The organism is Flavobacterium sp. N3904, assembly GCF_025947305.1.
GTDB lineage: Bacteria > Bacteroidota > Bacteroidia > Flavobacteriales > Flavobacteriaceae > Flavobacterium.
Genome location: NZ_CP110009.1, coordinates 1136870 through 1161976, shown reverse-complemented (window position 1 = coordinate 1161976; position 25107 = coordinate 1136870). Strand labels below are relative to the sequence as shown.

Below are 25107 nucleotides of genomic sequence, written 5' to 3'. Positions count from 1 at the left end.
TTTTTTAATTCAAAAATATTTTTATTCTATCTTTTTTGTAAATGACAATCGCAGAGATACTATTCCAAAAAAGGGAACTTACCACAAATGCCGTTGCGGCTCCAGTCATCCCATATATCGGTATTAATAACCTATTCAAAATAAAATTGATAAGCACGGCAACTATCAATATAACCTGAAAAATATGCTGCCTTCCAGTCATATTTAAATAAACAGGTGTTGAGCCAAATACCGAACAAATGCCCTGACCAATAATTAAAATTAAAAAAGCATTTTTTGCAGCAATATACTGATGTCCAAAAAAAGACAATACATATTCAGAAAAAACACAAAGTAATAAAATTACAGGAAACGTAATTCCAAAAATTAATCGAACAGCGTTTCTTGTCACTTTCTTTAGATCATTCATTTCTTGACTTGAAAAATACTCTGCTATTTTGGCCGATATTGTGATGTTTACAGTTAGAATTATTACCGAAACAATCGTCATTATTTTGACTCCAACGGAATAAAAAGCAACAGTTTCATCGTTTCTGTATTTTTTCAAAAACATAATATCAAAAGACATTAATAAAAACATCGCCATTCCGCTGATCGCAATTGGATAGGATTTTAAAAAGACTACTTTATGCGAAATCATTTCGGGTTTTATTGCCTCATTCATTTTACTAAAATAACTAAAAACCAATATCGAACTAAAAATCGATAATACTACAAACCCAATCAAAAAAACATCAACCAAATAGGTTTCCTTGTTCCAATAAAACAATGTGATTGAACCTAAAATTAGGGGAATATATTTAAGAATATTTCGGAACAATTCAGCAACATATAATTTGTCTAAAGCTCTAAAAACTTCAGTATTTAAAGTTGAAATTCCATAAAAAAATAAAGTAGCAGCCCCTTTTAAAAGTAAAGTATAAACCTCATCATCAGCAAAGTAATCATTTATTGTTTTTTCATCAATTGCAAAAATAATAATTAAGCTCAACAATGAAGTCACAAAAAGCATCGCGACCATTTTGGCATATATTTTTTTTAATTCCTTAAACTCATTTTGGCTGATTAAATGTCCTTTGAAATATAAAATAGACTGATCAAAACCCAGTAAACAAATGCTTCCGATTGCTAGAAGAAAAGAACGGACAAAATCATATTGACCCACTAATTTTGGTGTATATGATTTAGTTAAAAAGATTGTAAATCCAAATAACAGAAGCACTCCTAAAATTCGTAAAAACAAGGTACTTAAACTTTGTTTTAGAAATGGGTTTTGAGAAAATTTTTCAAAGATGTTACTCGTTTTCAATTGGATTTTTTGCGTTAAAAATATCTTTTAAACCTTATTAGCTAGCGATTTTAAAAGTTGTTTTCGATAAAATTTCTGAAACAAATGAATCAAAACAAAAATAAAAATGAAGAAAATTGGAAATAAAAATTTAAATTTTTCGTTTGTAATTTTAGTGTTATTGATGTTTAAGGTTGCATTAATTTCTTTAATTGTTTTGTCGTAATTCATCAGTTTCAATCTGTTTTTACCTTGATCAACAATTAAATACTGTTTTGTTTTTATGATATCATTCAACTGGGTATTCTCATTGTAATACACCAGTTTATCATTTTTAGATCCGTTTTTTACCGTGTTTGAAAAGCCATTTAAAACCTGGTTAATTTGAAAAATAATGATATCGTTTTGAACTATTTGCTGTTGCAGATTTTTAAACTCTGTTTTTTGAAGTTCACTAAAATATTCTGAACTATTTAAGTATTTCAGCAACGGTTCAACAACTTCTTTTTCATTTATCTGTTGGTTAGAAACAAATGAAATAGTGTGGAAAGTATAGTTTTTACTCGTTACATTATCCTCTAAAACTTTCTTGACTTCACCAACTTCAGCCATTAATTTAATAAGCTCAAAATTTTGCTCTTTATCTTCAATAAATTTATAGACATCGGCGATTGGTTTTATTTCAATTTTTTTGATTGTTTTGGGATGAGAAAATCCAACAACATTTTTCAAAAAAACCGTGTCTCCAGCAGCAATTTTAGATTCGATTAAATCAATTTTAGAATACAGATAGTCAACGCTACCAAAATTTGGAGTTACAATTAGCTGGTTTTGAAATGATTTTTTATTTGAGTCTAAATACCATCCCAATCCTAATCCGAGGACAATTAAAAACATAACAATAAACCAGTTTCTAACAAAAAACTGAATTGATTTAAAAATAAAAACATTTATTCTATCGAAAAAACTGCCTATGCTTTTGGAAAGTTGGAAAATATCAATTTCCTGTTCATAATTATTTTGCGGCACTTTTGTACTCATCCTTCTTTATTTTATATTGAAAATTTGTTCTAATATTTTTATGGTAATCAAATACGTAGGTTTTACGCCAGTGGTTCCCAACCCGCCTGATGCCAATGTGCTTCCTGTTTCCAATGGATTATCAGAAGCATAGTAAGCGTAACGTACTTTGACATCATGAGGAACACTTTTTCTGATTTTGGAAGCCGATTGGATGGCTTTTTGGTAATAGGAACCTTCCATTTCTAATCCAATTACACCCCAAGTCGATTCATGAAAAAACTTTAATAAATCCCTATTTTGCAATGATGTTCCTAGAACAGTTACCATCGGTCCGGCAAAAACAGCAATGTCATTGCCTTCAAACATATCGGCAGTTAACTCATTTTTAAAGAAATAATTGTCTGCTGTTCCTTCATTGATATGGGCATTCGGAATCATGATATCTCCTTTTCCTCCTTCTAGAATTCCCGCTTTTCCCATGATAGAAACCGATTTAACATTGAGTAAGGTATCTTTCCTATAGGGCTTTAATAACTCATCTATCGTTTCATAAGCCTGTTCTCCAAAGGCGTAATCCATAACAATAAGAACTGGTTTTTTCTCTCCTAAATCTGCTTTTGGGAAAGATGTTTTGGACCAATCTATTTTGGCTGTATCAAAAATTTGCACGTCAATATTAGTTCCAGATGTATCGGGTAAGGAAATCATTCCTTGTTTCAATGCAACGGCTTCGACTTGATTGCGAACTTCATTAGCACCCGACTTGCTCAATTCTTCATAAATAAAGAAATCGGATTTATCTTTGAATTTTGTTTTCAAAATTGGAGTGGCAAAAATAGAATTCATTACCGAGTGCATGTTGGCACTAATCACATGAATCGGCCTGTCTAAAAGCTCGTTGGCTTTCAAAACCTCTTTGATATTGGTAGCCCAAACTTCTCCGTGAATATGATGTCCCAAACGCTCTCGCAGAATAGGACTGAATGTAATGGTTCTTTTATTGCTGTCAATAACTTCTTCTATCGCTAGTTTTCCCAACCAATAAATCACATGCAAAAAACGATCTGGAGCTGCTTCACTTCCAAAGGAATCATAAATATCCAAAACTTCTTCGAAAGTTCTTCCCAGAATATTGGCCGCATGAGAAATGGCTTTTTCTTTTTCTACAAGAGTCAGTTTCTTTTGTTGAGAAACGGCTGCTTCCAGTTTTGTCCAATCTCGTGAAACTTCTCCGGCATCATCCAATAAAACTCTGTTTCTAATTTTATGAGATTCGATAAAAATAAAGGTTAAATGCGTCAGAATATCGTAAATATCAGATCTTCCTCGTGTGATTTCTACATTCATTTGTTCTTCGTCAATTCGGTAACAATTGCGACGTCTTTTTGGAGGAACTATCGCTTTGAAATGTGATTTAGAATAGCCTTCATCCGAAGTCAAATTAATAAAACGACACTCTTCGATTCCTACAGGAAGACGTTCTATAACGTATAAAAGTCCGTTTAATTCTACTTTCTCCTCGGCAATATTTCCATAAATTTCAGGCCTTAAGGCCAATAATGCTTCTCGTAATGTGTCTCCAGAAATTCCCATCGGTTTGTAAAATCCTCTATTAAAAAGGTGGCGCATTGTGATGTACATTTTTTCAATTGCTGCCGATGATTCTTGTGCTCTGGATCTAGAAATGTTTTTAGTCTCTTTCATTCTATTTTACTTTTCTTTCATTCTATTTTACTTTATAATGCTCAAATGTAAGGATTTTGTTCTTTTAGTTTTCTTCCTTTAACTTTAAAACTTCTCTCGTTTTGTATTAAATTAAATACTCAAAAAAATTAGCTGAATTAATAACCGAAAAAGTATGATTTAGATATTGATTCGAAAAAGTTTTTGTTAGTTTTACCTTTGTTTTTGGATTCCATTTTATTTCAAAAGTCTTCAATTGACCATTTTTTTCGATTATTAAATCAATTTCCTGTTGTTCTTGGGTACGCCAAAAATAAAATTTTTCAAACCTTTCGTTATATTCACTATTCTTAATTAATTCATTTATTATATAATTTTCAAATAAATTTCCTTTGTCTTTTCTGGTTTCAAAGGGTGAAAAATCATTGATAATCGCATTCCGAATGCCTAAATCATTAAAGTAAACTTTTTTCCCTTTTTTAATCTCACTTCGCTGATTGGTGTGAAAAGAATTCAATCTATAAATTACAAATGATTGCTCTAATAAATGGATGTATTCCTCAACCGTTTCACTCTTTAAACCTATTAATTTTCCCAATTCATTATAATTTACTTCACTACCTATTTGCCAAGCCAACGCTTTGAGTAAATCTTGCATTTTTTCAGGTTTTCGTATGCCTTTAAACATCAAAATATCTTTATATAAATAACTGTCCGATAGCAATCGCAATATTTTTTCTTCACTATTCTGAGTAGTTACCACTTCAGGATAATAACCAAAAACCATTCTGTGTGGAAGCATTCTAAGTTCTTCCAACATCCCTATTTCATTTTTCATTTCTACGAAAGACAAAGGAAATAACTTGTGTTCAAACTTGCGACCTGTAAGTGGTTCATTAAGCTGATTTCTAAGTTCAAAAGCACTAGAACCTGTAGCAATTACTTGAATTTCGGGCAAATGATCAGTGATGAGTTTAAGTTTACTACCAATATCCACTATTTTTTGAGCTTCATCTATAACAACAAATTTATTGGTTCCAAAGAAAGACTGCAAACGGGTAGCTGTAGCATTTTCAAAAATTAAGGACACGTCTGGATTTTCAGCGTCGAGCCACAACACCTTTTCTTGATTTTGAAGTGTGTTTTTAAGTAATGTGCTTTTCCCAACTTGCCTAGCTCCAAGAATTATTATGGCTTTTTGTTGAAAAAACTCTCGCTGAATAGTACCTATAATAGTTCGAGTAATCATTTTTTTATTCAAAAATACCTAATTTTTCCATTATAAAGGAAAAATAAGTACTTTATTTTCCGTTACAACGGAAAATTACAGATTTTAATTTTATTTCCTTTTCTATAAAGCCAATAAATCCACAATTTTCCTGTCGTTTGATAATCTTGGGATTTTATTCTGTCCACCCAATTTTCCTATCGATTTCATGTAGTCCTGAAAACCGTTTTTGGCCACTTTGGTAACGACCAGTTTTTTTAAAACATGGCCTACAATCAAGTCATCATAATAAATGTTTTGCTTGCGCATGGCATTGTCTAGCGCTTCCGCAAAAGTGTCGCTATCGTCCGGTTCATTTTCAAATTCGATGAACCATTCATGATATGGCAATCCATGAATTGGAGTAATTTGTGGTGCTACGGTAAATTCATTTACTCTTATAGTTGTACCATTCATCGCTTCCTGCAAAGCGCACTCCACTTCCTTCCCAATAACATGTTCTCCAAATGCCGAAATATAATGCTTAATACGTCCAGAAACGATAACTCGATACGGTTTCAAAGAAGTAAACTGAACGGTGTCTCCAATATTATAACCCCAAAGTCCTGCGTTGGTCGAAATAATCAAAACATAATTAACGCCCAACTCCACTTCGCCTATCGTGTAGCGTTTTGGGTTTTCGGTATTAAAATCTTCACTCTTTATAAATTCATAAAAAATTCCGGCATTCAGCAACAGTAACATTCCTTTTTCTTTTTGGGAATCTTGGTAAGCAAAAAAACCTTCGGATGCTGGGAATAATTCGATACTGTCTACTTTACGACCAATCAAATTTTCGAATTTGGCTCTATAAGGTTCATAATTGACACCTCCATAAATAAACAAATTAAAATTTTTGAAGATCTCGCCAACAGGCTTTTCTGCCCTTTGCTGCAGTTTTTCAAAATACATTTGCACCCATGATGGAATGCCCGAAATCACAGTCATGTCTTCGTTTATAGTTTCATTGACAATGGCGTTTACTTTGGTTTCCCAATCTTCAATACAATTGGTTTCCCAAGAAGGCAGTCGATTTTTTTGTAAATATTTTGGAACAAAATGTGCTACAATTCCAGACAATCGGCCCAATTTTATTCCGTGTTTTTCTTCCAATATAGGACTTCCCTGCAGGAAAATCATTTTGCCGCTTACAAAATCAGCCTTTTTGGTTTCGTGTATGTAAAGCAAAATAGCATTTCGAGCGGCTTCGATATGATATGGCATCGATTCCTTGGTCAACGGAATGTATTTTGCTCCCGAAGTAGTCCCGGAGGTTTTGGCAAAATAAAGTGGTTTTCCTTTCCAAAGAATATTCTCCTCTCCTTTTACCACTCTGTCGACATACGGTTTTAAGGCTTCATAATCGCTAACAGGAACTCTTTGTGCAAAATCTTCATAAGTCGTTATAGCTTCAAAATGATGGTCTTTCCCAAATTGAGTTTGCTTTGCCTCTTTTATTAGATTCAAAAAAACAGCTCTTTGGGTTGCTATTGGATTATTGGCCCAAGCTTGTGTCTTTTTATATATTTTTTGTGCAAATAATTTTGCTGCAACCGATTTTAGTGACATTCTTTTGGGCTTTATTTTTAAAATTGTAATCTTCTTTTAGAATTTAGTCTTTTGAAATTTATCCAAAACCTCATCTCGTTTTCTTTTTGGAATTTGATTTTTGAGATTTGAAATCTAATTTTTCTTCCTCTTTCACTCTTTTTCTCAACTCTATTTCCTTTTGGGAAGGAGACAAATCCACGTGCACTGGTGCTTCATCACTATTGGAAAGTATTGAATCTTTATTGAATTTGGCATATTCTAAATCACCGTTCAATACTTTTTGAATTGATTTGATGTAGATTTCGTTTTTCTTTAATGCTATCGAAAGAGAATCTGATTTTAAAGCCAAAACGGTAGCATCTCTTTTTAACTTAGAAGAAGAATAGCCTGGAATGAATTCTCGCAAAGGAGTAAAAGCAATCAATACGGTTGTAATCGAAATTAAGAAAATAGCACCTAATGAAAGTGAAACAAAAACACTCATGATATTCAATTTAAAAGAAAAAATTTCTTCAAAAGTATCCTCGTTCAAAATTATTAATCGGTTTTTGATTAACAATCTGTCAAAAAACTTCTTCTTTTTTAATCGATTACTAGACATGAGATGTGTTTAAGTCACAAATATAATAATTAATAGTGTTGCGATCACTAGCCTCTTTTAAGTAGTTGTATTCTTAACCTAATTATTTTATCAAATATTTAACGCTTTCAAAAGCAAATAAATGAATCAAAATGAATGCCTATTAAGTTATTCTATATACATTTGCACATTAGATTCATTACAAATTTGCTACGGCATTAAATATTCAATCATGGGAAGATTAGGTTTACCAGAAATCCTTGTTATATTGGCAGTTGTTTTATTACTTTTTGGAGGTAAAAAAATTCCAGAATTAATGAAAGGTTTAGGAAGCGGAATTAAAGAATTCAAAAACGCAGCCAAAGACGATCAGCCAGCTGACAAAAAAGAAGACGAAACGAAATAAGAATTTTTATAAAAAATTCCTAAATCTTAAATTCCAAATTCCAATATTTATAGAAGGAGTTTGGAATTTTTTTAAATGAAAAAGGCTTTTCAATTTCTTGAAAAGCCTTTTTTGGGTAACAACAGTTAACTAATTTTTATAGGTAACACCCATGTCTTCAATAGAGAAATGATCCGTCAAGAGGTGCAATAAATGGTCTCTTAATTCTATATATTCAGGGGTTTTTACGATTTCGATTTTATTTCTAGGCCTTGGCAAATTTACCGTTACGATTTCCCGAATGGTAGATGCTGGACCATTATGTAAAACCACAATTCGGTCTGACAAAAACAAGGCTTCTTCGATATCGTGCGTAATCATCACGATTGTTTTCTCCCTGTTATTCAAATTCCATAGTTTCAAAACTTCGAGTTGCATGGAGCCTTTGGTTAAGGCATCAAGAGCGCCAAAAGGTTCGTCCATCAACAGTACTCCTGGATTGATGGCAAAAGCTCTCGCAATAGCTACTCTTTGTTTCATTCCGCCCGAAAGTTGTCCTGGTAATTTATCTTTATGTTGGAACAAATTAACCATTTTGAGGTTTTTAATCACAATTTCGTGTTTCTCGGCTTTAGAACAATCCATAACCGAATCCACAGCCTGAAAAATGTTGTTTTCCACCGTTAGCCAAGGTAATAATGAATAGTTTTGAAAAACGATTCCGCGATCCGGTCCCGGGCCTTTGATGGTTGCATTGTCCAAAACTACTGACCCGCCTGTTGGGGTTAGCATCCCTCCTATAGCATTCATAATGGTCGATTTTCCACAACCCGAATGCCCAATTATGGAGATAATTTCCCCTTTTTTGATCGAAAGGTTAATGTCTTTTACTGCAATGTATTTCCCTTTTGGTGTTGGAAAAGAAATTTCCAAATTTTTTATTTCTAAATAGCTCATAGTTGTTTTTTTAAGTTTCTAAATGGCTTAGCTTTTTTCGGGAGCAGAAGCATTTGTTTTTTTAAGATGAGTCCTCCCGCTATTCGTTGCAATCTTGTGGGCTGAACCCCAGCCCACAAGGATTTTCACTTCTATCGGGGCTAAAAGAAAGCATTCTACTTTTTTTAAAGTTTCTGTCCCGATAACTATCGGGACTAAGTAACTAAGATTAAAGCTTAGGAACTTAGCATTTCAGAAACTTAGTATCTTACCTTATTTTCAATCATTGTAAAAAATCCGTCAAAAATAATTCCGACAAATCCGATGATGATAATGGCCGAAATTACTTTTTCAAGGCTTAATGCATTCCAGCTGTCCCATACAAAAAATCCAATTCCTGCGCCGCCTGATAGCATTTCGCCGGCAACGATAACCAACCACGCAACACTGATGCTCAACCGTAATCCTGTAATAATGTGTGGCAAGGTATATGGAAAAACAACTTTGGTCAAATACCTCCATTTTGAAAAGCCAAAAGCCTTAGCTACATTTTTATGGTCTTGCGGAATGGTGCTCACTCCAAAAGAAGTATTTATTAATGTCGACCACAAAGAAGTAATAAATACAATAAATATGGTTGCCATTCCTGTGTCTTTGAAAACCACCAAGCCAATAGGAAACCAAGCCAAAGGTGAAACCGGTTTTAAAAACTGAACGATAGGATAAAACACTTTTTTGAAAAAAGAACTCGCTCCAATCAAGATTCCGAATGGGATTGCAAATAAAGAACCCAATGAAAACCCTAATAAAACGGTTTTGATCGAAACAAATAATTGAAGACCAATCCCTTTGTCGTTTGGCCCATAATCATAAAACGGATCGCTTAACATTTCGAATAATACGGTTAATGTGGCTGTTGGACCCGGAAGCGCATCTTTTGTATAATAACTCAATAGACTCCAAAATCCGCAAAAAATGGTCAATCCCACACATGCAAATAAGACCGATTTTATTTTTTCTAAAATATAACGTGACCCTTTTTTTAGATTTTTTTTCTTAATTATTTTTTCAAAAGTGTTTTGAAGAGAATAGCTTCCCGCTACCTCATCTTGTTCGATTGTTGCTGTAGTTGAATTTGACATAATTATAGATTTTAATATTATTTTCTATTTAGTAGTTTCCACGAGCGCGTGAGGGATAGGAGCAAACTACCGAAGTAGTGCGGATAGCCCGACCGAGTTGAGCAAAGGGGCTGAATGAGCAGTGCTATAAGTAAGCCCCTTTTCTCAACTGGGTCACGCCCAACTATTTTTAACGTTTCACCACTTTTAAGTAAGCCGAGGGATTTGAGGGATTGAAAACGGTTTTGTCCATCGTAAGCGAGAACGGTTTCATATCGTCTGTCGGAATTTTTATTTTCATGCTTTTGGCCACTTCTTCGTATAAATCCTGCATGATTAGTTTGTCTGCAATGGCTTTGTAATTGGGTTCTTCTTTCAAATATCCAAATCGTACGTATTGCGCCATGGCCCAGATTGCATAGGATTTACGAGGGAAGTTTACGGTTCCTCCTTTGTAAAACAACATATAATCATCTGTGTACACCTCGGTTCCTTGGTTGCAACCCAGGTTATAATCTCCCATTAATCTTCCTTCGATAACATCGGCCGGTGCATTTACATAAGGCGCTCTCCCGATGATAGCGGCAGCTTTCTTGCGGTTGGCAGGATTATCCAGCCAAATGCAGGCTTCCAGAATGGCTTTCATTACTTTTTTTAGATCTTCACGACGTTTTTCGCTAAATTCTTTGTTGACCACTAACGCTTTTTCTGGGTGGTCTTTCCAAATATCTTGTGATGCAATTTGCGTAAAACCTATTCCTTGTTTTACTGCGACACCGCCCCAAGGTTCGCCTACACAGTATCCGTCCATATTGCCCACTTTCATGTTGGCCACCATTTGCGGAGGCGGAATGGTAATTATTTTTACCGCTTTTTGATTAATTCCCGCAATTGCCATCCAGTTTCTCAACCATAAATCGTGGGTTCCTCCAGGGAAAGTCATGGCAAAAGTTACCTCTTTTTCGGCTTTCAATTTGGTTGCCACAACAGGAGCTACTTTATTCATTTGCTTGAAACCTACTTTCCCGCAAAAGTCATTGGATAAAGTAATCGCTTGTCCGTTTACATTTAGCATCATGGCGATTCTCATTTCAGATCCGGCCTTTCCTCCTACTCCTGTGTACACAGAAAATGGCATAGAGTATAAACAATGAGCGCCGTCCAATTCGCCCGTTAAAATTTTATCACGAACATTGGCCCAAGATGTTTCTTTGGTTACTACAACCTCAACCCCGTATTTTTTAAATAAGCCCAGTTCTTTGGCCATAACAATTGGCGAACAATCGGTTAAGGGAATGAATCCTAGTTTGATAGGTTCACTCGCAATTGGTGGTTTTGGATTTGTTTTGAAAGAAGAGAACAAAACCATGCACATTAACAACATCAAAGTGGTAAAAATCGTGCTTCTATATTTTTTAGTCTGTATCATTTTTTTGTTTTTTAAAGATTGATTCAATTACTTTTTGTTCAAAAAATTAGGTTTAATATTCACCATCACATATGCCCATTGTGGAGTAAGATTTGCGTTTGCTACATTTTTTACTTGTGCAGATGCCATAGATTTTTTGGCTTTCATTATAGAATAACCCCCTTCTATATTGACTATTTTGGTTAAATTATAGGATATTTTTAAATCCAATTCAGTTCCCAAATATTTGGTTTGTGTTCCTCCTGCTCCATTAGACAATGTGTTACCAGCTTCAAATCCGTGAAGGTCAGCAAAGAGTATTAAGTTGTCTTTGAAATTGTATTTTGCTTTAAAATAATAATCTAATAAACCTTGTGCTCCAAAACCGCTGGCTGCATAGAAGTAATCCATCGATCCCCAAAATTTATGTGGTGTGCCATAAAGTGGATCAAACTGATGGTTTTGAGAGGTTGCTGTAACGGTTTCCGTACCGTCATTCCCTGATAAATAGTCAACTCCTGGCCCTACAAATAATTTTCTTCCCACTTGTAAAGCTGTCGAAATTGAGAATAAATTACTGTTTAAACTACGTCCGTTTTTATCATGCCCGCCTTGGTTGTAAAGGCTCCCTACTATATTTAGCTTTCTCATTACATTAACATTGTAATAAACTCCAACTGTGTTACGTGTCCAAACGCCTTCTTGATTTACCTTCGTCACAACCGGCGGAGTCCCAGAAGTTACATTGGTATATTTATTGAAATTGTCACTTAGCAATAAAAAGGAGATGTCTCCAAAGAAAAACTTCTTGGCCAAGTAAACATATTCGAACGATTTGTAATTGGTTCCCAAATTATTTGTTCCCGCTGGATATCCTGAACCTGCTGCTGGAACACCATTATAAATTGTTCCCGCCAATAATTCTTTATTTTGATTGAATGCTGCTCCAAAATCGGCAATCCATCCTTTGTTATAATACTTCAAGATAATAGCATCATGGTAGCGTGCTTGTTGCAACCAGTCTAAACCTCCCAATAGCTTTTGATCATCATATGAGATTTCTTGACGACCGATTTTTAAAGATAAATTTTCAATGCTGCTTACTGTATCGTTTAACATTATTTCACCCCATGCCTCGTGCAACTGTATTCCGTTGTTTTCTGCAGTTGTAGGTCTGTTTATGGTTGAAGCGTCTTGTCCCCAAACACGAACATCTTGAATTGATGTAAAAAAACGGAATCTGTATCCAGTATATCCCACATTCAATCTTGTTCTTTGCGAAATAAAATAAGCTGGGTCAGCACCAGCCGTTTGTAACGTACTGTATCCATCTCTAAATTCTGCTCTTGGTCTAAATTGTCCTGTTGCGGTTAATTGTGCATTGGCGGCTTTATACCCAAACAATGTTAAAGCCAAACCTAATAGAATAGATTTTGAATTTTTGGTCCATTTTAGTACTTTTATTTTTTGTGTTGGAGTTGTACTCTTTTGCATAATAAATTGGTTTTGATTAGTATGAAACAAATATACTTACGTATTTATACTTAAGTATTTGTTTTATACAGCTTACAAACTCTTTTTACTACAGCAAAAGAATTACAGAAAACAATTTATTTGCTGCGTTTACGCAAATAATTTTGATGAGAGCCTGTAATTATCGATGAGCTTTTTTTAAACTTACTTAGTTTAAAGCTTAAAAATATATTTTTATCCCAAATTTTTCTAAATCCGAAATTTATTTGCACAAAAAAAGCCCCAAAAGGGCTTTATTAATTCTATCTATTTATCAAAAACTACTTAGACATACTTATGTTCTATAATTTCCGATTTCATTTTATTAATCTGCTGCAATCCTATTTTCTTCCCAACCGTTTTAATTAGTGTTTCTCTTTTCAAACTCGAAATAACCCGAGTCACTTGTTCTTCAGTCGTTCCGGCAAAGTCGGCGATTTCTTTTCGAGACAAATCGAGATTAATCAATTCATTGGTTTGACCAAATTTTCGATGAATGTATAATAAGGTATCAATTACGCGCTCCCTCACGTTCATGTGGGCAATTTTTCTAATGTTGTTCTCGCTTTTGTTTAATTCCTCTGCATAAAAAAGCATCATATCAAAAGTAAACTCCGGAACATTTTTTAGGATATCCAGCATCACTTCATTGTTAAAGTTGCACAAAACCGTATCTTCCAAAGCATAAGCCCCAATCAAATACCGGTTGCTCGTCCCAAAACCCCTAAAACCAACCGTATCCCCATCAGTAGTAAATCGAACAATTTGTTCCCTGCCGTTGATTCCGGTTTTCACTGTTTTTACTTTTCCTTTTTGCACAAAATACAGCCCTTGAATGGGCGCACCCTCAATAATAAACTGTTGTGCTTTCTTGCAGCAAAAACTATGTTTCTTCTCTATATAACTTTGCATCTTAGGCAAATGAATATGCTTTTTGATAAAACAATTTTCATTACTACAACTATTGCAAATGGCTTGGTTCTCTTTCATAACACTGGTTATTATTCCTTTATAGTAGACTAATGAACAAATCTTGGTTAACTGAAGAAATCGGTGAAGATTCTTCTGTAACTATCTTTATTAGAAGTAAATATATATGTTTTTCGCAATAAACAATACTTGGCACAAGCAAACGAGCAGTTCATTCGACTCAAAAAAAAGTTCTTTTTTTATGCTTTTTTTATAAATGATACTAAAAAAAAGCATGACTGCCCATTTCGTATACTTAGAGTCTGTTGTTTTTCAGTTATTCGCAATTCTTTACAAATAAGTAAAAATACGTAGTTTTTTTTTGTTTGTAGTTTTTTACTGAAACAAAAAAAACCAATCCATTGAGATTTGGATTGGGATTTTATTATTTATTCTTGGAGATTTAGAATTTCAAATCACCATCGTCAACTGAATCCTTTTTCTGTCTTCATCCACTTCTACCACTTTTACGGTAACGTGTTGATGCAATTTCACCACTTCATTCACATCGCTTACAAAACCTGCCTTGAGTTGAGAGATGTGAACCAAACCGCTTTCTTTGACTCCAATATCAACAAAACAACCGAAATTAGTAATGTTATTCACAATTCCAGGCAGAATCATTCCGGTTCTAACATCTTTTATCGATTTTACATTCGGGTCAAATTCAAAAACCGTCGCTGCTTTCCTTGGGTCTAATCCCGGTTTTTCCAACTCTTTAATAATGTCTTTCAATGTCAAAACTCCAATATCAGGTGTAATGTAATTTTCCGGTTTTATCAAAGCCGTTTTTTCTTTATTGGCAATCAAATCATTTACCGTCAATTTCAAATCTTTCGCCATTTTTTCAACAATACTGTATGCTTCTGGGTGCACCGCCGAATTGTCCAAAGGGTTTTTGGCATTCGAAATTCGAATAAAAGCCACTCCTTGCTGATAAGCTTTATCTCCCAAACGAGGCACTTTTTTAAGTTGCTTTCTATCAGTAAAAGGTCCGTTTTCAGAACGATAGGTTACAATATTTTCGGCCAGCTTCTCTCCTATTCCACTCACATAACTCAACAAATGTTTGCTCGCCGTATTGATGTTTATCCCCACCGAGTTCACGCAGCGAATCACCGTATTGTCCAGTTCTTCTTTCAGTTTATTTTGATCCACATCGTGTTGGTATTGCCCTACTCCAATCGCTTTAGGATCAATTTTTACCAATTCGGCCAACGGATCCGATAATCTTCGCCCTATAGAAACCGAACCTCGAACCGTTACATCATAATTAGGAAACTCCTCTCTCGCAATTTTCGAAGCCGAATATACCGAAGCTCCCGCCTCCGAAACGATGAATACTTGAACGGGTTTGTCAAAAGCGATTTTCTTGATAAAGAATTCCGTTTCTCTCGAAGCCGTTCCGTTTCCTATCGAAATGGCATCAATTTGATACGCGTTGACCATCGAGCGGATTTTTTTCATTGCCATCGCTTCCTCCTTTTGCGGAGCATGCGGATAAATGGTTTCATTGTACAACAAATCCCCTTTCTCGTCCAAACAAACAATTTTACAACCCGAACGAAATCCGGGATCTATAGCCAAAATTCGTTTTTCTCCCAATGGTGGCGCCAGTAACAACTGCCCTAAATTATTAGCAAACACCTGAATCGAATTGGCATCGGCTTTGGTCTTGGCTTCCTGCAATGCTTCGTTTGAAATTGCCGGATTCAACAAACGTTTGTAACTGTCCTCTATCGCCAACTGGATGTGTGGCGTGGTACAGTTGTCTCCTTTTATAATTAATTCGTCAATAATATCATAAGCATCATCCAATTCTACATCGACTTTAAACTTGATAAAACCTTCGTTTTCGGCACGCATAATCGCCAATAAACGATGCGATGGCGCTTTGGTCAATGGCTCAGCCCAATCAAAATACTGACTGAATTTTTGGGCACCTTCTTCTTCTTTTTTGGATTTAACTACCTTGGTTGTGATTGTCGCCTTGCGCTCAAACAATCGTCTGAGTTGTTTTCTAACATAAATGTTTTCATTGATCCATTCTGCTATAATGTCTCTTGCTCCTTGCAAAGCAGCTTCTTCATTTATGACATTTTCATTCAAATATTGTGTTGCCAAGAAATCAACATCATCCTTGCTTTGTGCCATAATTATCTTGGCCAAAGGTTCCAATCCGTTTTCTCGAGCTACATCGGCTTTGGTTCTTTTTTTCTTTTTATACGGCAGATAAAAATCTTCCAACTCCTGTAAATCAAAACTTTGTTGAATTTTTTTATCCAATTCCGGTGTCAAAGCATTTTGCTCTTGAATTGATTTTAAAATTGCTTCTTTGCGTTTTACAATGACTTCGTATTCTTTTTGAAATTTGGCAATTTGCTCAATAAAAACTTCATCCAGATTCCCCGTTTTATCTTTTCGATATCTCGAAATAAACGGAATCGTGCAGTCTTCCTGTAATAATTGAACTGTGTTTTGAATATTGATTGTTGCAGTCGCAACGTGTTTTGAAATGAATTGTAAATTGGTCATTGTAAATTTCTGTTTAAAAAGGAATCTTTTTTCTGTAAAAAAAGCGATGCTAAAATACTATCTTTAAATTTTAATTGAACACCAATTATGATTTTATTATATACTTTTTTAGCCGTTAATTTAATCGCTTTTGTATTAATAGGCTACGACAAAAAATTAGCAAAAAATAATAAAAGAAGAATTTCCGAAAAAACACTTTTATTCTCGGTGGCGCTCGGTGGAACGATTGGATCATCGCTTGCGATGTCAATTTTTCGGCACAAGACATTAAAAACAAGTTATTTGCTGAAATTTTTTGGAATCGTTTCTTTTCAGATTATAATCATTATCACATTGTTTTATTTTGATCTAATACCATTATAAAACAATAAAAGCTCGGTCTAAAACTGAGCTTTTATTAAATATTTGGTGCGAAGCACCTCGCGATTTTTTTTATTGACAAGCAATTTTATTCACTCTGTTTTGGTGTCTTCCTCCTTCAAATTCAGTAGCCAAGAACATTTCAACAATTTCTACAGCTTGTGGAATAGAAGTAAATCGCGCTGGAATGCTTACGATATTAGCATCGTTATGCAAACGTGTTAAATAGGCAATTTCTTTGGTCCAACACAAACCGGCGCGAACACCTGCATGTTTATTAACAGTCATCGCAATTCCGTTACCGCTTCCACAAATAACGATACCAAAATCTGCTTTTCCTTCTTCAACATCCGTTGCAACTGGATGTCCAAAATCAGGATAATCAACACTCGCTTCGGTATCTGTTCCATAATTGGTTACTTGGTGTCCATTTGCTTCAAGCATCGCAACAATTGCTTTTTTATAATCTGGTCCAGCGTGGTCGTTTCCTATCGAAATTTTCATTTTTTTTGTATTAGATTTTGAACTGCAAATTTAACCAAAGTATTTTAGATATAATGTAAAAGTTGCTTTTCACTTCTAATAAAAGAAAGAAATAGCGTAATAGCGTTTAATTTAAAATACAATCACAACTACTTGATAATAAGAAAATATGGAGTTTATTAACATTTTTTATAAATACATAATAGTCTGCTAATCAATACGTAGAATATAATTAAAATGTTAATTTTTTGTATTGTTAATAGCAAAACATAACTACTTGATATTCAGTTAACCTTAAATTAACATAGATTGTTTATAACTTTGGATAGAATTTTAGAAGTTTTTTGAGTTTTTAAACAAAAAATAAGTAATCCAAAACCTATATTTAAAATCCAAATAAAGTTTGATGAATTTTTAGAAAAGTTATCAATACTTAAAATTGGTTTTTCAACAAAAAATATAAAATCACTTATTTACAATTTATATAATTTTTGAATTATTAACAGTTGTTAACTAATTTAAAAAATAGCTTAAAAACTAAATATTTACGTATCAATAACGATGTTAATAACTCAATATAAAAAACCAAAACTTCATTTCAATGCGTTTTTTTAGAAATTTATAGCAACTATTAACACCCTATAATAACCATAAATAAATAATTTAAATTTAAATTTTCTTTTTGTTGTATTTAATATATGTTGACAACTTTAAAATTTGAAAACAAAAAAAATTTCAAACAATAGAAAGTTTGGAATTCAAATTATCCAGTATTTCTTGAACTTGTTCAAAATCGTTTGGATGTATTTTGAGTTCGATTCCGCCATAAGCAAAGCTTGCCAGTGGGTCAATGGAGACGATGTGTTCGTTTTCGAAAAAATAATGAATTCCTTCCTGATCCAAGATATGTCTAAGTACTACAATTTCATGTGGATAATTAAAAATAGCAATCGTTTTAAAGTCTTTCATTTTGAATTTTTTATAAATGTAGTAAAGTTATTATTAGTGTAAAACTGTAGGCAGAATAAGGAATAGTGAATACAATTTCGTAATTTTAGACTTTTAAGAAAAGATACATGAGTAAAAGATTAAGAAAGCCGATAAAAAAAGAGAACGATTTCTCAGATAAAATTATAAAAATATTATCGCAAAGTGCCAATAAAGCCTTCAATTATAAGCAAATAGGAGCAAAGCTCGAATTAGATGATACCCAAAGCCGCAATCAGATTATAAAAGATTTAAAGATTTTAGCGGCTTCTAAGAAAATTATAGAATCCGAACCGGGTAAATATTTGATAAAAGCAGAAAGTAAAGAGTATTACGAAGGAAAAATTGATATGACCGGTCGTAAAACTGCCTATTTTATTTGTCCTGAATTTGAAGAAGACGTTTTTATTCCATCCAATAATTTGAATCACGCTCTGGATAAAGATACTGTAAAAGTGTATGTTTATAACAAAAGAAGCGGTCGTAGAGCAGAAGGCGAAGTAATTGAAGTAATAGAAAGATACAAAACCGACTTTGTGGGAGTTATTGACATTCAAAAGAATTTTTCTTTTGTTTCGACAGCCAACCCAAAAATGTACACCGATATTTTTATTCCAAAAGATAAAATAGGGGAGGCAGAACAAGGAGATGTGGTTTTGGTTCATATCGAAGATTGGCCATCAAGAGCGGATAGTCCTTTTGGAAAAGTGGTGAAAGTTCTTGGAAAACCAGGAGAACACGATACAGAGATTCACGCTATTCTTGCTGAATACGGTTTACCTGCTGAATTTCCGATTGAAGTGGAAACCTTTGCCCAAAAAATTGACACTTCGATTGAAGCCAGTGAAATAGCCAAACGTCGTGATATGCGTGATACATTGACATTTACCATTGACCCAAAAGATGCCAAGGATTTTGATGATGCTTTGTCATTCAAACAATTGGAAAATGGAAACTACGAAATTGGAATTCACATTGCCGATGTTTCGTATTATTTGGAAGAAGGAACTATTTTGGACGATGAAGCGTATCAAAGAGCTACATCGGTTTATTTGGTAGATAGGGTAGTGCCCATGTTACCAGAAGTACTATCTAATTTCGCTTGTTCATTACGTCCTCAAGAAGAAAAATATACGTTCTCGGCTATTTTTGAAATAACCGAAAAATGCCAAGTGGTGAATCAATGGTTTGGTCGTACTGTAATTTTCTCCGATCAGCGTTTTGCTTATGAAGAGGCACAATACATCATAGAAACCAAAGACAATACTATTCCAACAGAAATTTCCATAACAGGAAGTTCTTATGTAGTTTCTGATGAAATCGTAGCTGCCACTTTAAAAATGGATCAGCTGGCCAAAATATTCAGAAGAAACAGAATGAACGAAGGCGCTATTTCTTTTGATAAAGTAGAAGTGAAATTCAATTTAGATGCAGAAGGAGAACCGGAAGGAGTTTATTTTAAAATTTCAAAAGATGCCAATCATCTGATTGAAGAATTTATGCTTCTGGCAAATAGAAAAGTTGCAGAATATATTGGTAAACAAAAGAAAACGTTTATCTATCGAATTCACGATGAACCCAATGAGGACAAATTAATAGCGATGCAAAATCTGATTGCTAAGTTTGGTTACAAAATAGATTTTAGAAACAAAGGAGATATTTCCAAATCATTGAATGCTTTGATGGAAGAAGTAAATGGTAAAAAAGAGCAAAATTTAATTGATACTTTAGCCATTCGATCCATGAGTAAAGCCAAATATTCTACGGATAATATCGGCCATTACGGATTGGCATTTGATTATTATTCGCATTTTACGTCGCCTATACGCCGTTATCCCGATGTTATGGTGCATCGTTTGTTGCAGTATTATTTGGATGGAGGTAAATCAGTAGATGAAGAAACGTATGAAGTAAAATGCCTGCATTCCTCAACAATGGAAGGATTAGCGACCAACGCTGAAAGGGATTCTATAAAATACATGCAGGTCAAATACATGCAAAATCATAACGATCAGGAATTTCTTGGAGTTATTTCTGGTGTTACCGAATGGGGAATTTATGTGGAAATAATTGAAAATAAGTGCGAAGGAATGGTGAGAACAAGAGACATCAAAGAAGATTATTATACTTTTGATGAAAAACAATATGCCTTGATTGGAGCCAATTCCAATCAGTTATTACAACTCGGAGATGAAATTTATGTAAAAGTAAAAAATGCTGATTTAGTCAAGAAACAATTGGATTTCAATTTTATAAGAAGGAATAATTAAGTATTCAAAATAAATTAATAATTAAAATTTTAATAAGATGAAAAAATTATTTTTAGTGTTTTTTGTATTTCTTATACAATTTACTTTTGCGCAAACCACAATAGTTCTTAAGGATTTTGATGATGTCAAAGTTTTTGATAAGCTGAATGTAGTTCTAATTGCTTCCAATGAAACCAAAGCTGTTATTACCGGAGCCAATCAAAGTAACGTGCAAATAGTTAATAAAGGCGGACTTTTGAAAATAAGAATGGCTGTTACCAAATTGCTTGCCGGTGATGCTGTACAAATAAAGTTATATTTCAAAAAAATTCAAAGTATAGATGCTAATGAAGGAAGTACAGTAACTTGTGCCGATACTTTTAAGCAAACCACTATGGATTTATCAACTCAGGAAGGAGCACAGATAACTGTTGCTTTAGATGTAGATAAAACGACTATTAAAGCCTATTCTGGAGGTATTGTTACTTTAACGGGTAAAGCAGTCACTCAAACAGTTTCAATCAATTCTGGAGGTATATTAAAAGCAAGTGAATTAGTAACTTCTCAAACTACAGTAAGTATTTCTGCAGGAGGAAACGCTGAAGTTAATGCCAGTACATTGGTAGATGCAAAAGTAAAAGCAGGTGGAGATATATATATTTATGGAAAACCAAAGCAAATTAAACAAGAAACTTTGATGGGTGGTAGAATCACCGAAAAATAATAATAACTATTAATTTTAAAGTCATTATTGAATGATAAACGATATTATTAGGGGTCTTCCTTGGGGTATTTTATTAAGTTTTATGATCGGCCCCGTTTTTTTTATTTTACTTGAAACCAGTATTATTAAAGGATTCAGAGCTGCTTTAGTTTTTGATTTAGGCGTAGTTTTTGGAGATATTTTTTTTATACTTATAGCGTATCTAGGTAGTTACCGACTGATACAAAGCTTAAATGACAATTCTTCTTTATTTATTTTTGGTGGATTGATTATGTTAGTTTACGGTTTTATTTCTTTTATAGGAATGAAAAAAGAAAAGAGAATAAATACCAAAACATTAGATAATGAGATAATCAAGAAAAATTATTTTGGCCTTTTTGCGAAAGGATTTTTCCTAAATATTATTAATATTGGAGTACTAGGTTTTTGGTTGGCGGTAATTATTTCTGTAGGTCCAAAATTAGAGATGGTTCCTACTAGGATGTTTACTTTTTTTGCATCCGTTATTATTACTTATTTACTAATTGATTGTATAAAAATAGCATTAGCTAAGCAATTAAAACACAAAATGACACCCAATAATATCTATAAAATAAAAAGGGCTATAAGTTTGGTCCTGATGATTTTTGGTTTTGCTTTGATTATTCAAGGATGGTTTCCTGAAGAAAAACAAATGGTAAAAAAGGCATTTGAAACCATTAAATCGAAATAAAAAAAGAGGACTTAATTTAAGTCCTCTTTTTTTATAATTGGCTTTTCTTAAAATTTCTATTTAAAAAAGAGACACATTTCTATCTCTTCTTGTTGCACTCACTGTCCGGATTTGAACCTAAACTTTACTTAATTTTTCTAAAAAATTAAACATAAAAAAACGGCTAAAATTGCTTTAGAGGTTTTAGAGGCATCGTCCGGATTTGAACCTAAACTTTACTTAATTTTTCTAAAAAATTAAACATAAAAAAACGACTAAAATTGCTTTAGAGGTTTTAGAGGCATCGTCCGGATTTGAACCTAAACTTTACTTAATTTTTCTAAAAAATTAAACATAAAAAAACGGCTAAAATTGCTTTAGAGGTTTTAGAGGCATCGTCCGGATTCGAACCTAAACTTTACTTAATTTTTCTAAAAAATTAAACATAAAAAAACCTCTAAATTGCTTTAGAGGTTTTAGAGGCATCGTCCGGATTCGAACCGGAGTAGGAGCTTTTGCAGAGCCCAGCCTAGCCGCTCGGCCACGACGCCATTGTTGAACGGATGGCAAAAGTAACTTAAAAAATTAAAGTTTAAAAGTTTAAAGTTAACTTTTTTCTGTTTTTATTCCAATTGCTACAAATTATAAAAACGCTCTTCTTCCATTTCAATTGTAACGGCTTCTACATCACCACCTATAGGAGGATTTATCTTTGAAACTGCTACTTTTATTTTTGAAACTGTTTCTAATTCTGCTAATGCTCTATCGATAATTCTTTTGGCTACATGTTCTAATAAATTGGATCGAATAGCCATTTCTTCTACCACAATCTTATTTAAATGTACATAATCTACTGTGTCTTTTAGATTATCAGATTCAGAGGAAAGTTTTAAATTGGTTCTTATTTCTAAATCCACACAGTAATCTGACCCTATTTTACCTTCTTCAAGCAAGCAGCCATGATAAGAAAAAGTACGTATATTTTTTAATTTTATTGTTCCCATTTTTTTTGTATTTCTGTGATTAATTCATTGATCGAAATTGATGTATTTAAAATATTATTTTAAATCAGAGACCTTTTTAGTATCAAAAATGATGAAGTATTTATACAAATGTATTAAAAATAGCTAACGGATTTTTCTTTAAAGTCTATTATCTTATTGTCCATTATCTATCATCTATTTTTTATCTTTGCTAAAATTATTAAAAAATGGCATCAGAAGAGAAATCACTTCATTTTATTGAACAAATTATAGAAGACAGTTTAACAAACGGTTTTCCACAAGATAAATTACGCTTTCGTTTTCCACCAGAACCAAACGGATATTTACATATTGGACATGCCAAATCAATATGTCTTAATTTTGGTTTAGGTTTAAAATACAATGCGCCAGTAAATTTGCGTTTTGATGATACCAATCCGGCCAAAGAAGAGCAAGAATACGTTGATGCCATAAAAGAAGATTTAAAATGGTTGGGATTTAATTGGTCGGAGGAATTGTATTCGTCTGATTATTTCCAACAATTATACGAATGGGCTGTTGCCATGATAAAAAGTGGTAAAGCCTATGTTGACAGCCAATCTTCTGAAGATATGGCCATTCAAAAAGGAACTCCAACTCAGCCTGGAGTTGACGGACCTTATAGAAATCGTTCTATTGAAGAAAATTTAGTTCTTTTTGAAGGAATGAAAAATGGTGAGTTCCCTGAAGGAAGTCATGTTCTGAGAGCCAAAATTGATATGGCTTCTACCAATATGTTGATGCGTGATCCACTGATGTATAGAATTTTACATCGTCATCATCATCGTACAGGAAATGATTGGAATATTTATCCCATGTATGATTATGCACATGGTGAGAGTGATTATATTGAACAAATTTCGCATTCCATTTGTACTTTGGAATTTGTAATGCACCGAGAATTATACGATTGGTTTTTGGATCAGATTTATGATGTAAATAAAGTTCGTCCTCGTCAATATGAGTTTGCCCGTCTGAATTTGAATTATACTGTGATGAGTAAGCGAAAGCTTTTGCAATTGGTACAGGAAAATATTGTAAATGGTTGGGATGATCCTAGAATGCCTACTATTTCGGGATTGAGAAGACGTGGTTACACCGCTGCTGCTATTCGTAAATTTTGTGATGTTATAGGTGTTGCCAAACGGGAGAATATTATCGATGTATCACTTTTGGATTTTTGTTTGCGTGAAGATTTAAATAAAACGGCTCCAAGAGTTATGGCTGTTTTAGATCCCGTAAAGGTTGTGATTACCAATTATCCAGAGGGAGTAGAGGAGTGGCTTGAAGCCGAAAATAATCAGGAAGATGAATCGGCAGGTTTCAGAAAAGTACCTTTTTCTCGTGAATTATATATAGAAAGAGATGATTTTCTTGAAGTGGCACCAGCCAAGTTTTTCCGTTTGAGTATTGGTAATGAAGTGCGTCTAAAAAATGCTTACATTATTAGAGGAGAACGAGTTATAAAAGATACAAACGGTATTATTACTGAGATTCATGTTACTTATGATGAGGATTCCAGAAGCGGAAGTGGGAGTGAAGCCAGTCAAAGAAAAGTTGCTGGAACCTTGCATTGGGTTGCTGTAAAGACTGCGGTAGAAGCCGAAGTTCGTTTGTATGATCGTTTGTTTATTGATGAAGCACCAGACAGTCATAAAGAGAAAAGTTTCTTAGAATTCATGAATAAGTCTTCTTTACAAATTGTTAAAGGTTTTGTTGAACCAAGTCTAACTGCTGCAACAATTGGAGATCATTTTCAGTTTCAACGTTTGGGTTATTTTGTAGTCGATAAAGATTCAACTGACTCAAAATTAGTGTTTAACAAAACGGTTGGTCTTAAAGATGCTTGGGAAGAAAAGGATAAAAAAGAATCCAATTTGTTGATGAACACCCAAAAAGAGATTAACAAATATGTTAAAGAAAAAGACGAAAAAAACACTTCCATTCTTTTGAACACGATTGTTGATAATATCAAATCTATTGATAATTTCAGTTTGCTTTGTCAAACTGTGGTGAAGAATGTGAAGAATGATAATAACTCTTTGTTGTTTGCAAATTTACTTATGCATTTTTCAGATAAAGTTTCTGCTAAAGATATTGACCAGGAAGTTTTATATAAATTATATACAATGAGTTTAAAAAGTCAATTAGCATCAGTACGTATTTTTGTGGTTTTAAATATAAAAACAGATTTAAGCAATTTTTCTCTTTTTGAATCTCAAATTTCTGATTTAAGAAATTTAGAAAAGGACGAGAAAGTTTTAGAAGTCTTGAATTCTATTTAAATTCTTAATATAAATTTTATCAATAAAAAGCACCTTACACAAGGTGCT

The 25107-nt window shown here is 33.5% G+C and carries 21 protein-coding genes and 1 tRNA gene; 6 read left to right on the top strand and 16 right to left on the bottom strand.

The features are described 5' to 3' along the window. Positions 1 to 4 precede the first annotated feature (4 nt). From OLM57_RS04650 to OLM57_RS04625, 6 genes are all read right to left on the bottom strand, one after another. On the bottom strand, positions 5 to 1309 hold the full coding sequence (locus OLM57_RS04650; RefSeq protein ID WP_264566075.1) for an MATE family efflux transporter: 1305 nt from the start codon (positions 1307 to 1309) through the stop codon (positions 5 to 7). A gap of 27 nt (positions 1310 to 1336) precedes the next feature. After that, positions 1337 to 2329, bottom strand: a complete 993-nt coding sequence (locus tag OLM57_RS04645) for a hypothetical protein (protein WP_264566074.1) — start codon at positions 2327 to 2329, stop codon at positions 1337 to 1339. Positions 2330 to 2335: 6 nt separating this feature from the next. Continuing rightward, a complete protein-coding gene (locus OLM57_RS04640; RefSeq protein ID WP_264566073.1) occupies positions 2336 to 4015 on the bottom strand; it encodes a DUF6909 family protein in 1680 nt (559 codons plus the stop codon). Between the two features lie 106 nt (positions 4016 to 4121). Further along, complete coding sequence (locus OLM57_RS04635; protein WP_264566072.1) at positions 4122 to 5243, bottom strand: ATP-binding protein; 1122 nt, start codon at positions 5241 to 5243, stop codon at positions 4122 to 4124. Between the two features lie 102 nt (positions 5244 to 5345). Further along, positions 5346 to 6830 carry a GH3 auxin-responsive promoter family protein gene (locus OLM57_RS04630; protein WP_264566071.1) on the bottom strand — a complete coding sequence of 495 codons (1485 nt, stop codon included), beginning with the start codon at positions 6828 to 6830 and terminating at the stop codon, positions 5346 to 5348. Positions 6831 to 6900: 70 nt separating this feature from the next. Beyond that, the gene (locus OLM57_RS04625; RefSeq protein WP_264566070.1) at positions 6901 to 7413 is read right to left on the bottom strand and encodes a peptidase; all 513 of its coding nucleotides are present in this window, start codon (positions 7411 to 7413) and stop codon (positions 6901 to 6903) included. Positions 7414 to 7624: 211 nt separating this feature from the next. On the opposite strand from OLM57_RS04625, the gene tatA reads away from it, so the two are divergent. Then, a complete protein-coding gene (gene tatA, locus OLM57_RS04620; protein WP_264566069.1) occupies positions 7625 to 7798 on the top strand; it encodes a twin-arginine translocase TatA/TatE family subunit in 174 nt (57 codons plus the stop codon). Between the two features lie 129 nt (positions 7799 to 7927). Here the strand turns inward: tatA and OLM57_RS04615 are convergent, their stop codons facing one another. From OLM57_RS04615 to OLM57_RS04590, 6 genes are all read right to left on the bottom strand, one after another. After that, on the bottom strand, positions 7928 to 8734 hold the full coding sequence (locus tag OLM57_RS04615) for an ABC transporter ATP-binding protein (RefSeq protein WP_264566068.1): 807 nt from the start codon (positions 8732 to 8734) through the stop codon (positions 7928 to 7930). Positions 8735 to 8973: 239 nt separating this feature from the next. Then, the gene (gene ntrB, locus OLM57_RS04610) at positions 8974 to 9855 is read right to left on the bottom strand and encodes a nitrate ABC transporter permease (RefSeq protein WP_264566067.1); all 882 of its coding nucleotides are present in this window, start codon (positions 9853 to 9855) and stop codon (positions 8974 to 8976) included. A gap of 169 nt (positions 9856 to 10024) precedes the next feature. Beyond that, entirely contained in the window at positions 10025 to 11263 is a 1239-nt protein-coding gene (locus OLM57_RS04605) for a CmpA/NrtA family ABC transporter substrate-binding protein (RefSeq protein ID WP_264566066.1), read from the bottom strand. Between the two features lie 27 nt (positions 11264 to 11290). Beyond that, positions 11291 to 12736, bottom strand: a complete 1446-nt coding sequence (locus OLM57_RS04600) for an alginate export family protein (RefSeq protein WP_264566065.1) — start codon at positions 12734 to 12736, stop codon at positions 11291 to 11293. Positions 12737 to 13039: 303 nt separating this feature from the next. After that, positions 13040 to 13744: a Crp/Fnr family transcriptional regulator gene (locus tag OLM57_RS04595; RefSeq protein WP_264566064.1), complete on the bottom strand. Its 705-nt coding sequence runs from the start codon at positions 13742 to 13744 to the stop codon at positions 13040 to 13042. Between the two features lie 390 nt (positions 13745 to 14134). Then, positions 14135 to 16258 (bottom strand): Tex family protein, encoded by a 2124-nt coding sequence (locus OLM57_RS04590; protein WP_264566063.1) that lies wholly within the window; start codon positions 16256 to 16258, stop codon positions 14135 to 14137. Between the two features lie 87 nt (positions 16259 to 16345). Between OLM57_RS04590 and OLM57_RS04585 the strand changes: the two genes are divergently transcribed. Then, a complete protein-coding gene (locus OLM57_RS04585) occupies positions 16346 to 16621 on the top strand; it encodes a DUF1294 domain-containing protein (protein WP_264566062.1) in 276 nt (91 codons plus the stop codon). Between the two features lie 69 nt (positions 16622 to 16690). Here OLM57_RS04585 and rpiB read toward each other — a convergent pair whose 3' ends face one another. Both rpiB and OLM57_RS04575 read right to left on the bottom strand, forming a co-directional pair. Continuing rightward, on the bottom strand, positions 16691 to 17122 hold the full coding sequence (gene rpiB / locus OLM57_RS04580; RefSeq protein WP_264566061.1) for a ribose 5-phosphate isomerase B: 432 nt from the start codon (positions 17120 to 17122) through the stop codon (positions 16691 to 16693). 714 nt (positions 17123 to 17836) lie between these two features. Then, positions 17837 to 18070 carry a DUF2007 domain-containing protein gene (locus OLM57_RS04575; protein ID WP_264566060.1) on the bottom strand — a complete coding sequence of 78 codons (234 nt, stop codon included), beginning with the start codon at positions 18068 to 18070 and terminating at the stop codon, positions 17837 to 17839. Between the two features lie 107 nt (positions 18071 to 18177). Here OLM57_RS04575 and rnr point away from each other — a divergent pair, with 107 nt between their 5' ends. The 3 genes from rnr to OLM57_RS04560 are packed head-to-tail and all read left to right on the top strand — an operon-like array spanning position 18178 to position 21773. Further along, the gene (gene rnr, locus OLM57_RS04570) at positions 18178 to 20358 is read left to right on the top strand and encodes a ribonuclease R (RefSeq protein ID WP_264566059.1); all 2181 of its coding nucleotides are present in this window, start codon (positions 18178 to 18180) and stop codon (positions 20356 to 20358) included. A gap of 37 nt (positions 20359 to 20395) precedes the next feature. Next, positions 20396 to 21061 (top strand): head GIN domain-containing protein, encoded by a 666-nt coding sequence (locus OLM57_RS04565; RefSeq protein WP_264566058.1) that lies wholly within the window; start codon positions 20396 to 20398, stop codon positions 21059 to 21061. Positions 21062 to 21092: 31 nt separating this feature from the next. After that, a complete protein-coding gene (locus OLM57_RS04560) occupies positions 21093 to 21773 on the top strand; it encodes a LysE family translocator (protein WP_264566057.1) in 681 nt (226 codons plus the stop codon). 459 nt (positions 21774 to 22232) lie between these two features. On the opposite strand, the gene OLM57_RS04555 is transcribed toward OLM57_RS04560, so the two are convergent. After that, positions 22233 to 22303: transfer RNA gene (locus tag OLM57_RS04555), tRNA-Cys, on the bottom strand. Between the two features lie 84 nt (positions 22304 to 22387). Continuing rightward, a complete protein-coding gene (gene folB / locus OLM57_RS04550) occupies positions 22388 to 22756 on the bottom strand; it encodes a dihydroneopterin aldolase (protein WP_264566056.1) in 369 nt (122 codons plus the stop codon). Between the two features lie 206 nt (positions 22757 to 22962). Between folB and OLM57_RS04545 the strand changes: the two genes are divergently transcribed. Next, positions 22963 to 25059, top strand: coding sequence for a glutamine--tRNA ligase/YqeY domain fusion protein (locus OLM57_RS04545; protein WP_264566055.1), 2097 nt, complete (start codon positions 22963 to 22965; stop codon positions 25057 to 25059). Positions 25060 to 25107: the final 48 nt, after the last annotated feature.